Source organism: Peribacillus sp. NPDC097198 (assembly GCF_044762055.1).
In the GTDB taxonomy this organism is placed as follows: Bacteria; Bacillota; Bacilli; order Bacillales; family DSM-1321; genus Peribacillus.
The window spans coordinates 306,078-322,102 of sequence record NZ_JBIWDO010000005.1 but is presented as its reverse complement, the minus strand read 5'-3'; the positions used below and the strand labels follow the sequence as shown (position 1 = coordinate 322,102).

The following is a 16,025-nucleotide window of genomic DNA, read 5'->3' as shown; positions in this document are numbered from 1 at the left end:
ACCTTTTTCCCTACCCTGATTTTCCTAGCTATCAGGATAAAAGTAGGGGTCGGATACCGACTGATTGTTGGATTTTACAGACTAACGACTCATTTACAAACTATTCAGTAAATTACATAATTAGGGATAATATGACGAAGGTGGGATTTTATGTATAGAAAATCATTAACAGTTCTATTGGCTACGGGGATGGTTCTATCATCTGGTACAGCATTGGCACAACCAAACGGAAACGGGGCACCAAATGCCCAGTCCAGCACAGCTTTTGATAACAAAGTGATTAAAAAAATCAGTGCGGACAATATGTATAACACGATTGCCTATCTATCAGAGGAACCGAGGGCTGCTGGTACAGAAGGCGAAATCCGTGCAGTCAAATACATAGAAAGTCAGTTTAAGAGTCTAGGTTTTGAAACAAAGATTCAGCCTTTTCCCATCTATGATACGGTGCAAACTGTAAAAGTGAAACTTGGTGACAGCGATTTAGGAGGAACACCGCGTGCCTTTAGCGGCAGTATCAGCGGGAATGTCACTGCTGAACTTGTTTATGTTGGAAAAGCAAAACCAGAGGAGATTGGCGATGTATCCGGGAAAATTGCCCTAATCGAACGTGGGGACATTAACTTTGTTGATAAGGTTCAGAATGTCCTAAATAAGGGTGCGGTTGGCGTCTTGATGTACAACAACTCCCCTTCAGGAAATAACTTTGGACAAGTATCAACAGGGCAAAACATACCTGCTGTCGCCATTACCCAAGCCCAAGGAGTAGAGTTAGTCGAACAACTTAAAACTAAACCGATCACGACCACTCTGGAAGTGGGAAAAGTCGAAAGAATCGAAAAGACATCCTACAATGTCATCGCTTCCTTAAAGCCAAAACCAAATAAGGATAATGGTCAAATCATTACGGTTGGAGCCCACCATGATTCTGTCCCAGGCGGCCCTGGTGCAAACGACGATGCTTCGGGTGTATCGGCTGTGCTGGAACTGGCAAGGATCCTGGCCAAAACGCCAATTGACACGGAAATTCGCTTCATGACGTTTGGAGCAGAGGAAAGAGGGCTCGTTGGATCTTCCTTCTATGCGAATTCCCTTCCCAAGTCGGATGTTGACCGCATGGTGGCTCACTTCCAAATGGATATGATAGGTGGACGTGATGCTGGCGCGGATAATCCAGCAGGTGGTTTAATCATGTATACCATTGATGGAAATAAGAACCTTGTGACGGACCTGGGTGCATCAGCAGGAGCAAGAACGATGGATGTGGCAATTCCTTTTGGACAGCTAGGTAGGAGTGACCACCAACCATTCCATGAGCTTGGCATTCCATCAGCCTTGTTCATCCACTCCCCTGTAGAGCCTTGGTATCACCAGCCTACAGACACACTGGATAAGATTTCAAAAGAAAAATTACAGCAAGCAGCCGAAATTGTCGGTGCCAGTGTGTATCAAATTGCCCGTCCGGAAACGCCGGCATTAAAAAATGCACGGGTGGCTCCTGTCACGGTGGACTATGACTTTGAGGACCGTCCTGTAGACTAAGTACTGCATTGTACAGGAGATTACGAGAGTAATATTGGGGCTTTAAAATCAGGAGAGCAGCTGTAAATTATACAGTTGCTCTCTTTTTTTATGGGCTATTTTTAAGTCCCTTAGTTGATGTAAAGAAGATAAAAGGGATAGCAACGATCTCCTCTATAACGTACTATGATTTTTATATCTTCAACTAACGCACCCATTAGTAAAAAATGAACCTTTCTTCAATATGAAGAAACAGTTTTATTCTTTCCTTTTCAATTTTCCGAATAAACCTATTGCAATAGCTGTGCCAATGCCGACAGCAAACCAAGTAGCGAAACTCAATTCAATCCCTCCTTTTAAACTTAAATGGTTCCATATCGTATTTTTACGAACTAGATACTAAAGTTTCACTATCCTGCCCCGTTAGTTTAAATTAGAAACATCACAAAACAGTGTATTATTTCTTTTAAACAATGTTTATATCAGGCTATGTTTAAGGTTGATTGAAAAAACGCAAAGGATTTGGTTATATATGTTAAAATAAAATAATGATGTTATAATTTCCACTTAAATTCTAAGAGCAGAAGGGAATGAATTTAATATGGATATAACTTTCACTTCATTTTTAGTTATTTTAATAATAATTTCAATTGTAATAAATATTTATTTATACATTCAGCTTAAAAGATATCAGGTAAATGACAGGGCTCATAAAGCTACGTGGCAAGAGGTTATGGGACTTCATAATCCAGTAAACCTATTAGTGTGGTTCTTTTTAACTGTGGCTTTATTTTTGGGGACGATAGTAATAATAGTCGAAGTATTCACCCTATAAAATTATCAGGTGTGTATTGCTTATTGAGAGTACGTCCTCAATATGTTCTTCCACTAACCTGCCCCGTTAGTTGCATAAAGAAAGAGCTGTGTTAAAAATAGTCTCACTCTTCACACCAGTTCTTACAAGTCATTTAATACACTTGATCATCTGCCTGATTGCTCCTAAATGATACGCAGCATGGGCCAATGCCCCTAAGAGAATGGTGGTTGTAGAAGAATTGAAGTCTCGTTCCTGACTGATGTATTCCGTCATCTTCATGTATTCATGATGAAGCCCATTCTTTATTTCCTCCCATTCACCGCTTGTCACTGCTCCGATTTCCCAACTTTCATCCCAATTGAAATCCTGCTCCTTGCCCTCCAACGATTGGTTATTCGCCCATAGGTGGTAACGTGTGTGATCCGTATGAGCCGCGATCGTCACGCCTTCTATTAGTACCGAAGCCTCCTCAGAGCTTAATGGATCAATGGTGCCGAACAATCCACTCCTTGGCTTCGATTCAGTAAACCAACTCGAATTGCCTTCCGGGCCCTCAAATGTTTCACTTAATATGGTCTTCATTCCTGCCATGTCCAAATTGTAACCCCTCCTACACTATTTTTACTTAATAGTATTCAACAATCGGATTTACAGAATACTTCATTGTAAATCAATCAATATTTCTTATTTTCAACTATACCATCACAAATAATGGGATAATTTTATAAAAATAGAAAACCTTCTTATACGTACTATCGTCTATATATCTAGGAAAGGAAGTGTGAACTGTTTTGGAGGAGTTTGTGTTGAAATGGTCTCGATTGAAAGATAATGAAGCCTTATTTGATGAAATGATGTCCCTTTATGGGCAGGATATTCTGCAATTGGTCTATTCCTATGTAAAAGATCCTGTTGTTGCAGAGGACCTGACACAGGAGATTTTCATTAAGTCTTATAAAGCTTTGCCTACATATAACCAACAATCTAATTTACGGACCTGGCTTTGGAAAATTGCTATTAACCACTGTAAGGATTATCGAAAAAGCTGGTACTTCCGAAACGTTTCGACTGCGGATAAGGAGCAGGAATGGTCTTCTACCGACAATGTGGAAGAAGAGGTCATTCAACAGGATGAAGATAAAAAGCTTGCTGATGCAGTCATGTCCCTGCCCATTCAATATCGCGAGCTGATTTACCTTCATTATTTTCAAGAAATGAAGCTCAAGGAGATCTCTGAAATTACCGGGGTCAAACTCGGCACTGTGAAGACCCGTATGCGCCAGGCGAAGAAAAGGCTAAAAACCTATTGGGAGGACTCCACCTATGGAAGATAAATTAACACGTTTGAAATCGGCTATGAATAAGCATACATTTCCTGAATTGAAGTTTACGGAAAACCATAAAAGATCCATCCATTCATCTATCAAAAAGCAGGATGCGAGCCAGGAAGACATCATGATTGCCATTTTCAGATCATTGGATGAGGAGAAAAGTGGATATCAGATTAATGAAGTACTCTACCAGAAAGGTATTCGGAACTTTGAAGGGAATGAAGGCTCCTTGTATGCCACCTTGCATGAGCTTGAGAAGGAATGCTGGCTTCAGACTTTTTGGGAAACGGACGAAAGGAAACTCTATTCCTTGGATGAACGTGCGAAAAAGTGGCTAAAGAAAAAGGAATCGAAAAGTGGTTCTGCCTCAGCTCTTTGGAGGACAGCTTTTGAAGGAGGAAGAAACGATTGAGAAGCAATCAATTCTTAGATGAGGTTTCGTCGTATATCCGATCAAAAGAAGCCAAAAAATATATAGAAGCTGAATTAAAGAACCATTTGCATCAATCCAAAACCGAATGGATCAAAAAAGGTTATCAAGAGGACGAAGCAGAGGAAATGGCTGTTAGGAATATGGGTAACCCCTCTGACATTGGACTGAAGATGGACAAGCTGCACAGACCAAAAATCGATTGGAAGCTAATGAGCATGTTTCTGTTCATGTCCGCTACGGGTCTGTTTTTATTATCCTTCTTATTTAAGGATGGTCATACCTTTTCCGTGCTGAAGCAGGTATATTCTGTAACAGGAAGTGTCATTTTGGCCTGCCTCCTACTTTTTTTCGATTACCGGAAATTACAAAGATGGGGTTGGGTTTTCTTTACGATAGGATGTCTGATTCTTGTTCAGTTTCAATATTCCCATGTATATGTGTTCGGGCGTCCTCAAATGAATATTATGGGTTTAATGTCGGTAGATTCTCTTATAGCTCTGCCAATATTCCTACTTGGCTGGGGCGGAATGCTACAATCAAAGAAGATGAATGTTTATTTGGCTGCCTTTTTATACATTTGTTCGGTCTATTTGTTTATGAATACAGTCAACGTGCAGGCGGTGGGGCTTTACTCATTGATGGTTGCTGTAATGGTCTGGCGAAGCGGCCTAAGTAAAAAGAAACTCCTTATCACGGCTGGGGTCCTGTTTACTGCATGTGTTTCCCTTATACTAGTCTCGATATCCTTGAAAGATATAAAGACCTATCAATTTCAACGACTTACTGCCTTCGTTACGCCTGAAAAATTCAGTGAGACATCAGGGTATACCTATTTGAAACTAGAAAGGCTAATTGAGGATGCCGGATGGTTTGGTCATTTTGGTTCCCTTGGAGCGTTTGATTTTTCTAATGAAATGATGACGGATTTTATCTTTGTCACCATTACCTATAATCTTGGCTGGGTTGGGGCCTTGCTCATAGGTCTCTTATTTTTATGGATGATTTGGCGAATTTCTCGTATATTCCAAACTGTGAAAGACCCTTTTGGGAAAATGCTTGTTTCCGGCTGTTTTGCCATATTCACTGCACAAGTAACCATCAGCATCGGAATGTCTCTTGGCTTATTACCGATCATAAGCCTATCCCTTCCATTTATGAGCTATGGTGCATTATCTGCCATGATTAACGCCTTCTTGTTCGGTTTAATTTTAAGTGTGTATCACAAAAAAAACTTCATACAGATAAAGGCATGAAGTTTTGGAACCTTAATCAACGATTATAGTAGCGTAAATGTGGGGAGCCGTCTTTGATTATATTACATTAATCTTTTTCAATAATTCAAATCTGCCAATGGTTTTATATTGTTCCTTAATAAATGCAGTTACTTCAAATAAATACGGAGACAGTTTATTAATATAAATCTTAAATTCATTGAAAGTAGTATCAGAAACATTTTTACCTTCATAAAGTTTCATATACAAACACCACCAATCATAATGGATTGGGACTGGATAACCTAGTTTGGTTAAAAGTATTTCTATGTCGTCTAAAAAAAGCAATTCGGGTAATAAACCTGTTGGTTCAACAATATATAATTGTTCTTTTGTCTCTATTTTATTCAATTCTTCAACAGCATTTAATATCTAGGGCAGAAAATCAAATGGATCAAAACAATGCGGGATATTTGTAAACTCACTCTTATATTTTTGATTACTCTATCATTAATGATAGCAATTTCATCACTTTTTTCTACCGTTATTAGTGCAGAAGAAGTTGATTCAGAAGAAGTTGGAGAAATTAGCTGAACAACTCGAGTTTATTTATGAAGAAGCCAGCATAAAAGATGAAAATGGCAATATAATAGGCTTTGATTTTGAAGGATCTGCAACAGGCGCAAATAACATTACAATTGGTGAAAATTCATCAAACACAGGTATAACTACAATGGCAGTACCAAACAAAAATAAAATTGATGCCTGTGTTCAAAAAAAGATAAAAAATGCCTTTATGGAAACACTTACCCTTACTACTATAAATACTCTTCTGACCTTAGCAAAAGACAAAAAGTATAAAACTTTAGCTAAAAAATTATTGGCTCTTGGTATTAAAGGAAATGCACCTGCGATTGCACTTCAATTATTGTATTATAATGGTACATGTGTATACAAATATAATGATTGGTAAGCAGTAAAAAAGGGAACCATTTAATGGCTCCCTTTTTTACTGCTATTAGATTTTATAACTGGCAAAGCATTATACACACTAATTGCGAAATAATAGAGTAATATCATATTTAAAACATCACTTATAGGAACAGGGGTATCATCAAGTTTAAAGACGGAAAATAATACAAATATTACCACAAAAATTATTGGGAATATGATGTATTGACTGATAAAGTTTTTTATAAACATAGTATTTATACCATCGTTTTCTTTATTTACTAAAAAACAAATCATCATATGAATACCATTCATGGGAATAATTAGTTTTCTAACTCTAAATTACGTTACTATAAGATCCTAATAAATTCAACACTCTACCTTGTTTTTATCGAAGTTCTTTCTGATTTTCCCAAAGGTAATAGGTTATTGGAACTAAGGTAAATCCATCTTACTTATACTCAAAAATCCCCTCAAAATTTTCAGGCATAACCTGATGCATAACATTTTTTTCCAAAATGCTAAGTTATCGAGAGAAACCCTGAAGAATTATGGGTTTCTTTTTATGTAATTAAGTGAAGTAAAGCCCCAGCTCGTATTAATTTCGCTACTGAATAATTCACAATTGATTAAGATACCCCTATAAACATATAAGCAATAGCAATCTAAAACTATAAGCTAAACGGTTTCCAATTAGGATCTTTTATATCTTTGTCATTTGGCTTTCTTACAAACTCACTAAAGCGTTTCTCGGATACCCCAAATTCAGTGAAGTTATTTTGTGCTTGTCTTAATGACACTTCATTAGCCCCACCTTCATAATCAGGTTTTCGAAATTGAAGGCCGTCATCTTCCCAAAAGCATATTTTACAAATTTCATATGTATCGGTTGGTTCTTCATCTAATGTTTTATACCCACAGCAAGGACAAGTATATTTCATACAATCCACCTCGATAGTTTTTATGAATTTCACCATATTTTGGACTAACCCCTTCACCAAATATTCTTGACTATGCGAATCATCATTCTTGGTATAAGCATGATGATGTACCCAGCCACTTCACATATAATGGAGGCACTTAGCTCCTCTAAGATATCTTTAAAAAAGCCTTTCAGCCTATCTCTTTTCCTTTTTTTAAATTTCATCTTCTAACTCCTACTAACTCTACAATTGAAATTAATTATAATAAACGAATGTACTTAGTTTTCCTATCACTCTATTTTTTGGAAGATTTGATTCAACTAAAATGGTCAGAACTTAGATAAGACTTGGTTAAGGTTATTCCACTCGTATATCAGAAGATTCATCTCAGCACCTGCGATTGTTATTTTTTCTGATTTAAGTAGGCTTGCATCATAATACTCATAGAAATAACGGGTATTATTATCTTCCAATACTTCAACAAATACTCTATTGAAACCAAGTGCTTGAAATTGAAGAAAAAGCTGTTTCAATAGTTGCTTTCCAATCCCTTTTCCTTGATACTCTTCAAGGAGATAAATAGAAGTTAAATCACCAGATTCAGTGACAGTATTCTTTTCTTTTTTACCGCAATCGGCAAAGCCTACGATTTCTCCTTCATTATTTTCTGCTACAAAGACATAATTTCCTTCTTTAGAAATATTACGGATCCACAAGTCAGTCCGCTGATCATATGATAATTTCTTTAAAAATTCATCTGGAATGATGTTTTTATAAGTAGATCTCCAACTATCAACGTGTACCTTCGCAATATCTATCACATCTGCTAATGTTGCTCTTCTTATAACCATTGAATTCACCTCTTATGAAAATATAAAGATCAAAGTATATATTTCATTTCCTCACCAAAAGGCGATTCATTTTAATTGGTTCCAAGATATAATCTCCACATTATTTATTTCAACCTCTCCCAGACTTAATAAATGGGGAATGTATGGAAAGAGACCAAATCTGTTACCCTTTTCATTTTCAGTTTTGTAATATTCTACTGATGCAGCGGGTATTTCTTTAAGTTCTCTATAAGTCTCAATGTTCAATAGCTTAATTTCATCTTCTTCAATATCTTCCGCTGGACCTTTATATTTCTCTTTTGTGTACAGATATATAGCATTCCTATTATGTGTTAGTCTTTCAATGGGGATTTTAAAAAAATTTTGTTCTTCTTTAGTTTTTATTCCTAAGCTTGCGAGAGCTTCATAAACAAAGTAAGGATGTAGAGGTAGAAAATGAAGGACATCATTCCATAAACAATTAAGTTTTGGAATTTGTTTTGTTAGCAATTTTGGTCTCTCAGGGTGATCCAAATACTTTCTCCTATATTTCTCATACAAATGAGGAAAGGTTTTACCTAATGCATGTAATGGTATAAGTTTGTCGCCAATCATCTCTTTAGGAACCATATGATATATATATTCTTGCATTGTGCACCTCCACTTTTAATTACACTTCAACAAAAGACCCATATTCTCCTCCTAATTTAAACAATCGATTCTGCCACATTCGTTACACAAAGAAAAAAGGAGCTGATGATCAGCTCCTCAGGCTGTCGACAAAGTCGATTAGACAGCCCCTTCTTCTATTCCTATTCTTCTATTCTAATAGAGATGGTCTTTGTTCTTGGCTCTTTTCTAAATGATTGTTGCTAATGGATAACAAAGGGATTGGAAAATTTTCCAGAAACAATAGTATAATAGTTCTTGGTAGGATAATTATTGCAGTAATTGAATTTGGAGGTGATGAGAATGAATTGCAAATTAATATTTACAATCTTGACATCTATTTTCATAACTTTAGCATTAACAGGCTGTCAATCCGAAAAGGAAAATGGAATGTTGATGGTTGATGTCAGCGATATAAAAGAAATCGCTATTTCCAAATCGACTGCTTTTGGAAAACTTAACAATGAATTCTTTGTAACTTTTGAAGACTCGAAAGAATTGGATACTTTAAAAAACGCCTTCATAACTGCTAAACAAGAGAAGGACAAGCTGGAAGGTGTGAATTATGATTTACTCATTACAGACTATAAAGGCGACAATTGGTTGTTACAATGTTATTTAGGCGAAGAGGGAGAACAAAGTGCATTTTTCTATATCGGTCACGAAGACAGAGTATATTTCACATCCAAAGAAATAACGCAGGAATTGAGAGAAATTATAAAGCAATAAATCTCAGAAAGACAGACCATCGTGAATATAACTTTGAAATTTGTAAGAAATGCGATATGTTTTGCACTCTAAAAGTAAAGTTATCGCCATAGAGGGAGTGTTTTACACACTTTTTCTAATACTTTCAACGGTTGTATAGTTCACACGTTTACAGGAAGCTATAGCAAATTCTTCACACGTTCTTGAAAAGGCATTTTCTTATTAAGTTCAAGGTAACGATGCCAGAAAAGGTAATTATCAAGATATTTAGTGGCTACTCCTTGAAATCTATCCATCCATTTTTTTAAGCGTTTATGATACCCATTAACGTGTTGAATATGGTAAATGCCCTTATTTTTGTACTGTTTTTTACTAACGTTGATTGCTTCGTGTTGCAACTTTTTCATTGTTGCAAACTTCTTATAGTTTGTGGCTGTATCAGTGCATAACAAAGCAGAGGAGTCTATATGTTTTCCTAACACCGAGTCTAATTCAATAGCCGTTATACGTCCTAATCCTGCTGTTTGAGAAAGAATTTGACCATTTCTATCGTGTGCAACTACTACACAAATTTGTTCTTTGGAAATTCCCCGTTTTTTAGCGACACCACCCCGTTTACGAGGTTTCCTGTGATGGATATGTTTTTTGCCTTTGTCACTCTCCAAACCAAACCATTGCCATTAGGAACACTCCGATTCAGTCTTTTATTCTACTATACAGTATGTCCTTCTTAGCAACAATCTATACGAAAACAGCCTTGTTCTTAATTCACCTCTTTGGTTTCCACTTCTTCTCCCGTACTATAACCACTAACCCAATACCCTTTTTCATCGCCATAATTAACATATACATTGTATTTTTCCAATGTAGTTTTGTCATAACCATTTACGCTGACAGTGCCTCCGCCTATAGCAGATGTAAATTCGATACTTTCAGGTTCAAATACTATATCTTTTTCTTCTTTTAAATAATTAATAGCTGCTTCATTTGCTTTTTCTGTGATTTCTTTTTTATCTTCTCCGCAACCGGTCATTAAAAATACCACTCCCAAAACTAAAAGTAATTTAATTACAATTTTATGCAAGCCATCCCCTCGTTTTCTTTGCGTCCATATCAAAGCATTGTTAAAATTTATTATAGTTTAAAATTTGGGAGTGAATACTAATTAAAAGAATATCAACAGCTTTTTGAAAAAGGGGTTTGTCTACACTCTGAAAGGCATTCAAAGGATACTTTTACTTTTTATTCAATTGATCAATCAAGAATAACCCCTTCACCAAATGTTCTTGATTAGACGAATCATCATTCTTGATGCCTTCTTAACTAAAGCCCCCGTTAGTATAAGTACATTAATTCACAAACTTAGTCGCTCTAGCATACATAATTCATTTCCTTCATTTCAGAAATGCTGCCCGTTTGTCCAATAAGAGCTTTAAAAGAGCGTTAATCCTTCTTCTTGGATCAACGCCCCCAAATGAAAATTAACTAAAGAGCCATTACGTAAATTTGACAAGGATTCCACTCATCCCAAAGGGTAGGCAAACATTCAAATTCTTTAAACCCAAGATTCTTATAGAAGGCTATTGTTCTATCATAATTTTCATAGCACCCTTCTTTTACTGTTTTTACTTGCATATATAAGTAACCTTGTTCCTTAGAATACTCATAACAATATTGGAATAGTTGCTTACCTATTTTTTTCCTATGAAATTCTTTTAGCACTCCCATAACATATATTTCAACAGTATAGGGGCTTGTCTCTTTCAATACAGCAAACCCTCTTGTTTTTTCATCTTCAATATCGGCCCAAAAAGGCATATCCTTGCTGTAACGTATATATTCGTCCGTGCTTTCTGGGAGTCCAAACCAATCTGGTAGATCACACAATATATTTCTTGCTATTTTTTCTTTGTGTTCTTTATCATTGATAAGACATATCATAAAATTCCCCCTGTTTTATCCTCACTACTTCCTAATTTACCCCAGTCGATTCTTCACACCGTAACTCCTTAATTAACAGAAAATTAACATTCCATTATTTATTACAAAAAAAAGTGGAAAATTACGCAAAGTTTATTTCCTTTAATTACCTAAAAAACACCACTAACCTGCCCCTTTTCTACAATAAGAAGTTCAACAGAAAAGGGCATTAATCCTTCTAAGATCAATGCCCTATTAGCACAATAAGTAAAATCATTTTGCTTCATTTAGGATTTTTTCAATTCGGTCAAGTTGTTTTTTAATCTCCTGTATATCTGTTTCTTCCCTTTTGAATTTTTGTTCAGCTATTTTGCCATTAGCTAGATAACGATTAGCAATCTTTACGACATATACAATGAAGACAATGAGTACAACTAGTACCGCTAAAAGAACAAATGGTAGAACAGCTGTAAAAACCTCTACAAACGCTGATGTCTCCACCTCTGGCTCGATGGTTTTCTCCACTTAGTTATCACTCCTTTAAATAGTATAGTTCTGCATTGTTTTGAGCTATCCTGCCCCGTTAGTTGAAGTGTAACATTTCACAAGCAAAACAATCTTACGAAAAATCAACCCTTACCTTTAACATAGCTTTTTTATTAAAGGATATTGCGATGTTGCAACGGATCCTGCATCATTCTCACCCTTCTGTCACTTTGCGTTATATCGGCGTTACCGAAGAAGAAACGAATAACGTGTTGAAAAAATTCAGTGTCTTTCGTTAAGATTTACTAGGTTCAGCAAACACATTTTTTTGCCGAGAGTGAAAAAAACTGTGAATTAACACGTAAAGCAAAAAACCTGTAAACAAAATAACGTCATTAAGATAGTTGGAATAATGACGATATTATTCTTTTTCACGATGATCCTATTATCAATACTTCGGAGCTGCCTCTACAGTAATTGGGACTCACCTTGAACTTGATTGTAAAAATCAAAAAAACTCCTATATAGGAGTTTTTTTGATACTCATTGTTAGCGTGTGAATGGCTACTGTAAATTTAGAAACGCCCACCGGCAGCGAGGCCTTTTGGAGAGATACGTTCAATTTCTTCGAAATCCCCTGGAGTAAGTTGAACCTGTAGAGCGCCAAGATTCTCCTTCACCCGGTCTATTCGCGTTGTACCAGGGATTGGCGCAATGAAGTCTCCTTGGGCGAGCAGCCACGCCAATGCAAGTTGAGCAGATGTACACATTTTTTTTGAAGCCATCTCTTCTATCAGCCCTGCGACTTCCACATTTTTAATGAAATTATCGCCTTGGAACCGCTCATAATTTCGCCTATAATCATCCTCAGCCAAATCCTCAAACTTTTTAATTTGTCCTGTCAGGAACCCCCGTCCCAGTGGGCTATAAGGTACAAAACCAATTCCTAATTCTTTGAGAACCGGAAGTACTTCATCTTCCACTTCTCTACTCCATAAAGAATACTCCGTTTCCACTGCCGTAATGGGATGAACGGTGTGCGCACGACGGATGATATCAGCAGGTGCTTCAGAAAGACCGATAAAGCGAATTTTCCCCTCCTTAACCAAGTCGGCCATCGTTCCAATCGTTTCTTCAATAGGGGTATTCGGATCGTAGCGGTGTTGATAATAAAGGTCAATGTAATCCAATCCGAGATGGTATAAGCTAGCATCCACGGATTTTTTAATATACGCCGGATCACCTTTGGGCCCCTGGGTATGTGTTATACCAAATTTCGTGGCGATCACCGCTTTATCCCTTCTATCCTTAAGCGCCCGACCTACCAACTTCTCGTTTTCTCCGAATCGTTGCTGTGCAAATTCACCATAAATATCAGCTGTGTCAAACATGGTGACACCGCTATCCAGCGCTTCCTGAATCACGCGAACCGATTCCTCATTATTCGGCATCATCATGGTTCCAAGACCTAATGCTGAAACCTCTAACCCCTCGCGTCCAAGCGTCCTTTTTTGTATAGCTTCCGACCTCATCTATTCTACCTCCTAGAAATAATATTGATGGCATTCATTTTTTGGGATTCCACTTGCCCAACCTCTTATTTAGACTTATCCGAAGCTGGTATTGAAGCCGCAGCCTTAGATGAAGCAGGACGCGTCAATCAATTGTATGATTGAATAGAATATTTATTCCAAGGTATGATCCGAAGAAATGGACATCATATTATGTTGCCAACTCGTGACTGGAATGATTAACTCTGTCATACAAGGCTATTTAGCAGGAAAATATTCTCTTGATGAATATCAAATTCAGCAGACTCTTGAAGCTTGCTGGAAAGCAATTAAGATTTAGTGAAAGACAATTTAGGTAGTAATTCCAAAACAAGTGCCTAGAAAGTGATTCTCAAGATCTATTTCATAACAAGTGGTCCAGCGCCAGATTTTCCTGCTGAAAACCACAGAGGATGTTATTCCAAGGCCCTGTTAAATTTTAATGTTGATTTTTCAAAAATATGTAGGGAACAAGTTAGATTGGTTCCCTAATTTGTAATAAGTCAGTGTATTTGTAAACGGTTGTTTTAAATGGACATACTCATTGTAATGGTTCTATTTTTGAATCCCATATTTTCATATAATTTAATGGCTTGATTACCAGCATATACACTTAAACGAACCTCTGAATATCCATCCTGTTTAAGATGTTCCATACCTGATTCTATCAAACGTTTTGAAATTCCATTTCCTCTAAATTCTTCTAACACAAATAATTCATAAATAAAACCATATTTCTTTTCAGTAAATTGGTCTTTACTTGTTCCTAAAAGAATCCATCCCAGTAGATTATCGTCTTCAGAAGCTATTAAATAGTAGCTTCCTTTCTGCAATAGCGGTTCAATAAGTTGTTTGATTTTTTCACCCGATGGTTCTACCTCCCCTAATGTACCATCGAATAAGGCTTGTGGCGAAAGCGATAAAATCCTTTTATATTCTGAATCGTTTGGTTTTCTTATTTCCATAAATTGAGTTCTCCTCTCCCAATTTAAGTCGAATGCCCGTTAATGCCTGTTTTAAGCAATGAACTTAGATAAACGAAGACTACTATAAGTTTCTGTCATTTCAAATACAAATGATGTTAAAAGAACCTCTTTAATATGTTGCTTAGTGCTTTCGTTACTGCGACTATCAATAAACAAGAACCAAGCAAGGTAATTGGCAAGATATTTTGTAGCTATACCTTTAAAACGGTCAATCCATTTCTTTATCCGAGAATGAAAGCTTTTGACATTTTGAATGTGATATAAGCCCTTTATGACATAAAATTGGCAGTAAATCTATAAGGAGATGCAACCATTCCTGAATATGTGACTGATATTTATAGAATATTTAATCAAAATCAGATTTTAAAGATAAAGAAAATTTAATGCAAATAAACAACTAGTTAACATAAACCAACTTATCGGGATATCGAAGATTCATGAGGTCGTTAACAAAGACCACTTTTTGAACCTTTAAGATGTCTCCTTATAGAACTAAAGCACCTGTTAATTTAAGACATCACTTCACAAACTTAGTTGTTTTTTGATTGATTAGTCATCACAGGAATGCTGCCCCGTTTGTGGAATAACAGAAAAAGAGCTGATTTGAAGTACGGCTCTTGATATGGAAGTAAAGCACCCGTTAGTCATTAAGCAAAATAAATAATTTGGCTCCTAACTTAATTTGCTATAAATTTTTTAGGAATTGTTGAATTAGCTCACCGATCTCTTTAGTATGTGTTTCGAGAGCAAAATGCCCAGTATCAAGTAAATGGACTTCCGCAGATGGAATATCACGCTTATAAGCTTCAGCTCCAGCGGGGAGAAAAGCAGGATCATTTTTACCCCATACCGCTAACAGTTTAGGTTGATACTTTCGGAAATAAGCTTGAAAGTCAGGATAAAGATCCACATTTGTTCTATAATCAAGAATCAAGTCCAGTTGGATTTCTTCAGCTTCCGGGCGTGACATGTAAGCAATATCCAAGGAATAGCCGTCTGGTGATACAAGGCTAGCATCAGCTCCATGCAGATACTGAAAGTTACGAATGGTCTCAGGGCTCAAGGAAGCGCGGCATGCCTCGCGATTTTCAGGTGTTGGAGAGTGCCAATACGTCTCCCAAGGTCCCCATGCGTCACTAAAACCCTCACTATAAGCGTTACCATTCTGACTAATAATTGCTTGAACTCTTTGCGGGTGAGCCATAGCCAAACGATAACCAACAGGTGCACCGTAATCAAACACATAAAGAACATACTGATTTAGACCTAAAGCTTCAGTAAAACCTTCAATAACTTGATAAAGGCTGTGAAATGTATAGTTAAATTGACTGCGTGGAGGAGTGATTGTATGACCGAATCCAGCGAGATCAGGGGCAATAACACGGTAGTTTTCTGCCAATTTGGGAATCAGATCGCGAAACATATGACTTGAAGATGGAAAGCCGTGTAATAATAAAATCACTTGACCATCCATAGGGCCGGCTTCTCGATAAAAAACTTCAACATCTCCAACTTTTTGCTGATGATAACTAGTCTTCATTTTTTCATCTCCTTCTGTATCTATTGCTGGTATTGCGGTAATTGGTTTTGAACTAAGGTTATCGTATATATTAAAAATATATATTTGACTCGCGAATAAATTGAATATCTACTATTTCAAATTGAAATAAGGAAGGGTAGAAAGATGTT

At 36.7% G+C, this 16,025-nt stretch carries 18 protein-coding genes and 2 pseudogenes; 6 read left to right on the top strand and 14 right to left on the bottom strand.

Annotated elements, in window-relative coordinates:
* Positions 1 to 150: 150 nt before the first annotated feature.
* Positions 151 to 1,542: a M28 family peptidase gene (locus tag ACIQXQ_RS11640; protein WP_402957566.1), complete on the top strand. Its 1,392-nt coding sequence runs from the start codon at positions 151 to 153 to the stop codon at positions 1,540 to 1,542.
* Between the two features lie 943 nt (positions 1,543 to 2,485).
* Here the strand turns inward: ACIQXQ_RS11640 and ACIQXQ_RS11635 are convergent.
* Positions 2,486 to 2,935: a hypothetical protein gene (locus tag ACIQXQ_RS11635; protein ID WP_402957564.1), complete on the bottom strand. Its 450-nt coding sequence runs from the start codon at positions 2,933 to 2,935 to the stop codon at positions 2,486 to 2,488.
* 194 nt (positions 2,936 to 3,129) lie between these two features.
* On the opposite strand from ACIQXQ_RS11635, the gene ACIQXQ_RS11630 reads away from it, so the two are divergent.
* From ACIQXQ_RS11630 to ACIQXQ_RS11620, 3 genes are read left to right on the top strand one after another with little or no spacing between them, the layout of a single operon-like run.
* The gene (locus ACIQXQ_RS11630) at positions 3,130 to 3,672 is read left to right on the top strand and encodes a sigma-70 family RNA polymerase sigma factor (RefSeq protein WP_402957562.1); all 543 of its coding nucleotides are present in this window, start codon (positions 3,130 to 3,132) and stop codon (positions 3,670 to 3,672) included.
* Positions 3,662 to 4,081, top strand: a complete 420-nt coding sequence (locus ACIQXQ_RS11625) for a PadR family transcriptional regulator (RefSeq protein ID WP_402957559.1) — start codon at positions 3,662 to 3,664, stop codon at positions 4,079 to 4,081. The genes ACIQXQ_RS11630 and ACIQXQ_RS11625 overlap by 11 nt, the downstream gene beginning before the upstream one ends.
* On the top strand, positions 4,078 to 5,355 hold the full coding sequence (locus ACIQXQ_RS11620; protein WP_402957556.1) for an FtsW/RodA/SpoVE family cell cycle protein: 1,278 nt from the start codon (positions 4,078 to 4,080) through the stop codon (positions 5,353 to 5,355). The genes ACIQXQ_RS11625 and ACIQXQ_RS11620 overlap by 4 nt, the downstream gene beginning before the upstream one ends.
* A 57-nt stretch (positions 5,356 to 5,412) precedes the next feature.
* Here ACIQXQ_RS11620 and ACIQXQ_RS11615 read toward each other — a convergent pair whose 3' ends face one another.
* The gene (locus tag ACIQXQ_RS11615; RefSeq protein WP_402957554.1) at positions 5,413 to 5,724 is read right to left on the bottom strand and encodes a hypothetical protein; all 312 of its coding nucleotides are present in this window, start codon (positions 5,722 to 5,724) and stop codon (positions 5,413 to 5,415) included.
* Between the two features lie 151 nt (positions 5,725 to 5,875).
* On the opposite strand from ACIQXQ_RS11615, the gene ACIQXQ_RS11610 reads away from it, so the two are divergent.
* Positions 5,876 to 6,286, top strand: a complete 411-nt coding sequence (locus ACIQXQ_RS11610) for a hypothetical protein (RefSeq protein WP_402957552.1) — start codon at positions 5,876 to 5,878, stop codon at positions 6,284 to 6,286.
* A gap of 649 nt (positions 6,287 to 6,935) precedes the next feature.
* On the opposite strand, the gene ACIQXQ_RS11605 is transcribed toward ACIQXQ_RS11610, so the two are convergent.
* From ACIQXQ_RS11605 to ACIQXQ_RS11590, 4 genes are all read right to left on the bottom strand, one after another.
* On the bottom strand, positions 6,936 to 7,205 hold the full coding sequence (locus tag ACIQXQ_RS11605) for a CPCC family cysteine-rich protein (RefSeq protein WP_402957550.1): 270 nt from the start codon (positions 7,203 to 7,205) through the stop codon (positions 6,936 to 6,938).
* Between the two features lie 53 nt (positions 7,206 to 7,258).
* The gene (locus tag ACIQXQ_RS11600) at positions 7,259 to 7,411 is read right to left on the bottom strand and encodes a hypothetical protein (protein WP_402957548.1); all 153 of its coding nucleotides are present in this window, start codon (positions 7,409 to 7,411) and stop codon (positions 7,259 to 7,261) included.
* Between the two features lie 105 nt (positions 7,412 to 7,516).
* Positions 7,517 to 8,038, bottom strand: a complete 522-nt coding sequence (locus tag ACIQXQ_RS11595) for a GNAT family N-acetyltransferase (protein WP_402957546.1) — start codon at positions 8,036 to 8,038, stop codon at positions 7,517 to 7,519.
* A 66-nt stretch (positions 8,039 to 8,104) separates the two neighbouring features.
* Entirely contained in the window at positions 8,105 to 8,668 is a 564-nt protein-coding gene (locus ACIQXQ_RS11590) for a group-specific protein (RefSeq protein ID WP_402957544.1), read from the bottom strand.
* A 321-nt stretch (positions 8,669 to 8,989) separates the two neighbouring features.
* Here ACIQXQ_RS11590 and ACIQXQ_RS11585 point away from each other — a divergent pair, with 321 nt between their 5' ends.
* Positions 8,990 to 9,415 (top strand): type 1 periplasmic-binding domain-containing protein, encoded by a 426-nt coding sequence (locus ACIQXQ_RS11585; protein WP_402873451.1) that lies wholly within the window; start codon positions 8,990 to 8,992, stop codon positions 9,413 to 9,415.
* 102 nt (positions 9,416 to 9,517) lie between these two features.
* Here the strand turns inward: ACIQXQ_RS11585 and ACIQXQ_RS11580 are convergent.
* From ACIQXQ_RS11580 to ACIQXQ_RS11545, 8 genes and pseudogenes are all read right to left on the bottom strand, one after another.
* Positions 9,518 to 10,065 (bottom strand): annotated as a pseudogene (locus tag ACIQXQ_RS11580) (IS1595 family transposase); the annotation flags it as partial.
* Between the two features lie 92 nt (positions 10,066 to 10,157).
* The gene (locus ACIQXQ_RS11575; RefSeq protein ID WP_402957542.1) at positions 10,158 to 10,478 is read right to left on the bottom strand and encodes a hypothetical protein; all 321 of its coding nucleotides are present in this window, start codon (positions 10,476 to 10,478) and stop codon (positions 10,158 to 10,160) included.
* 401 nt (positions 10,479 to 10,879) lie between these two features.
* On the bottom strand, positions 10,880 to 11,335 hold the full coding sequence (locus tag ACIQXQ_RS11570) for a GNAT family N-acetyltransferase (RefSeq protein WP_402873445.1): 456 nt from the start codon (positions 11,333 to 11,335) through the stop codon (positions 10,880 to 10,882).
* Positions 11,336 to 11,587: 252 nt separating this feature from the next.
* Positions 11,588 to 11,839, bottom strand: a complete 252-nt coding sequence (locus ACIQXQ_RS11565) for a hypothetical protein (protein ID WP_402957540.1) — start codon at positions 11,837 to 11,839, stop codon at positions 11,588 to 11,590.
* Positions 11,840 to 12,375: 536 nt separating this feature from the next.
* Complete coding sequence (locus tag ACIQXQ_RS11560) at positions 12,376 to 13,317, bottom strand: aldo/keto reductase (RefSeq protein WP_402957685.1); 942 nt, start codon at positions 13,315 to 13,317, stop codon at positions 12,376 to 12,378.
* A 560-nt stretch (positions 13,318 to 13,877) separates the two neighbouring features.
* The gene (locus ACIQXQ_RS11555; RefSeq protein WP_402957538.1) at positions 13,878 to 14,315 is read right to left on the bottom strand and encodes a GNAT family N-acetyltransferase; all 438 of its coding nucleotides are present in this window, start codon (positions 14,313 to 14,315) and stop codon (positions 13,878 to 13,880) included.
* A 51-nt stretch (positions 14,316 to 14,366) separates the two neighbouring features.
* Positions 14,367 to 14,615: pseudogene (locus tag ACIQXQ_RS11550) on the bottom strand (IS1595 family transposase); the annotation flags it as partial.
* Positions 14,616 to 15,021: 406 nt separating this feature from the next.
* On the bottom strand, positions 15,022 to 15,876 hold the full coding sequence (locus tag ACIQXQ_RS11545; protein WP_402957536.1) for an alpha/beta fold hydrolase: 855 nt from the start codon (positions 15,874 to 15,876) through the stop codon (positions 15,022 to 15,024).
* Positions 15,877 to 16,025: the final 149 nt, after the last annotated feature.

What these genes read in the sequence shown, in the direction of transcription:
- ACIQXQ_RS11595 (WP_402957546.1), bottom strand. Translation starts at nt 8,038, where the DNA reads ATGGTTATAAGAAGAGCAACATTAGCAGATGTGATAGATATTGCGAAG.
- ACIQXQ_RS11625 (WP_402957559.1), top strand. Translation starts at nt 3,662, where the DNA reads ATGGAAGATAAATTAACACGTTTGAAATCGGCTATGAATAAGCATACA.
- ACIQXQ_RS11640 (WP_402957566.1), top strand. Translation starts at nt 151, where the DNA reads ATGTATAGAAAATCATTAACAGTTCTATTGGCTACGGGGATGGTTCTA.
- ACIQXQ_RS11570 (WP_402873445.1), bottom strand. Translation starts at nt 11,335, where the DNA reads ATGATATGTCTTATCAATGATAAAGAACACAAAGAAAAAATAGCAAGA.
- ACIQXQ_RS11555 (WP_402957538.1), bottom strand. Translation starts at nt 14,315, where the DNA reads ATGGAAATAAGAAAACCAAACGATTCAGAATATAAAAGGATTTTATCG.
- ACIQXQ_RS11600 (WP_402957548.1), bottom strand. Translation starts at nt 7,411, where the DNA reads ATGAAATTTAAAAAAAGGAAAAGAGATAGGCTGAAAGGCTTTTTTAAA.
- ACIQXQ_RS11585 (WP_402873451.1), top strand. Translation starts at nt 8,990, where the DNA reads ATGAATTGCAAATTAATATTTACAATCTTGACATCTATTTTCATAACT.
- ACIQXQ_RS11605 (WP_402957550.1), bottom strand. Translation starts at nt 7,205, where the DNA reads ATGAAATATACTTGTCCTTGCTGTGGGTATAAAACATTAGATGAAGAA.
- ACIQXQ_RS11545 (WP_402957536.1), bottom strand. Translation starts at nt 15,876, where the DNA reads ATGAAGACTAGTTATCATCAGCAAAAAGTTGGAGATGTTGAAGTTTTT.
- ACIQXQ_RS11590 (WP_402957544.1), bottom strand. Translation starts at nt 8,668, where the DNA reads ATGCAAGAATATATATATCATATGGTTCCTAAAGAGATGATTGGCGAC.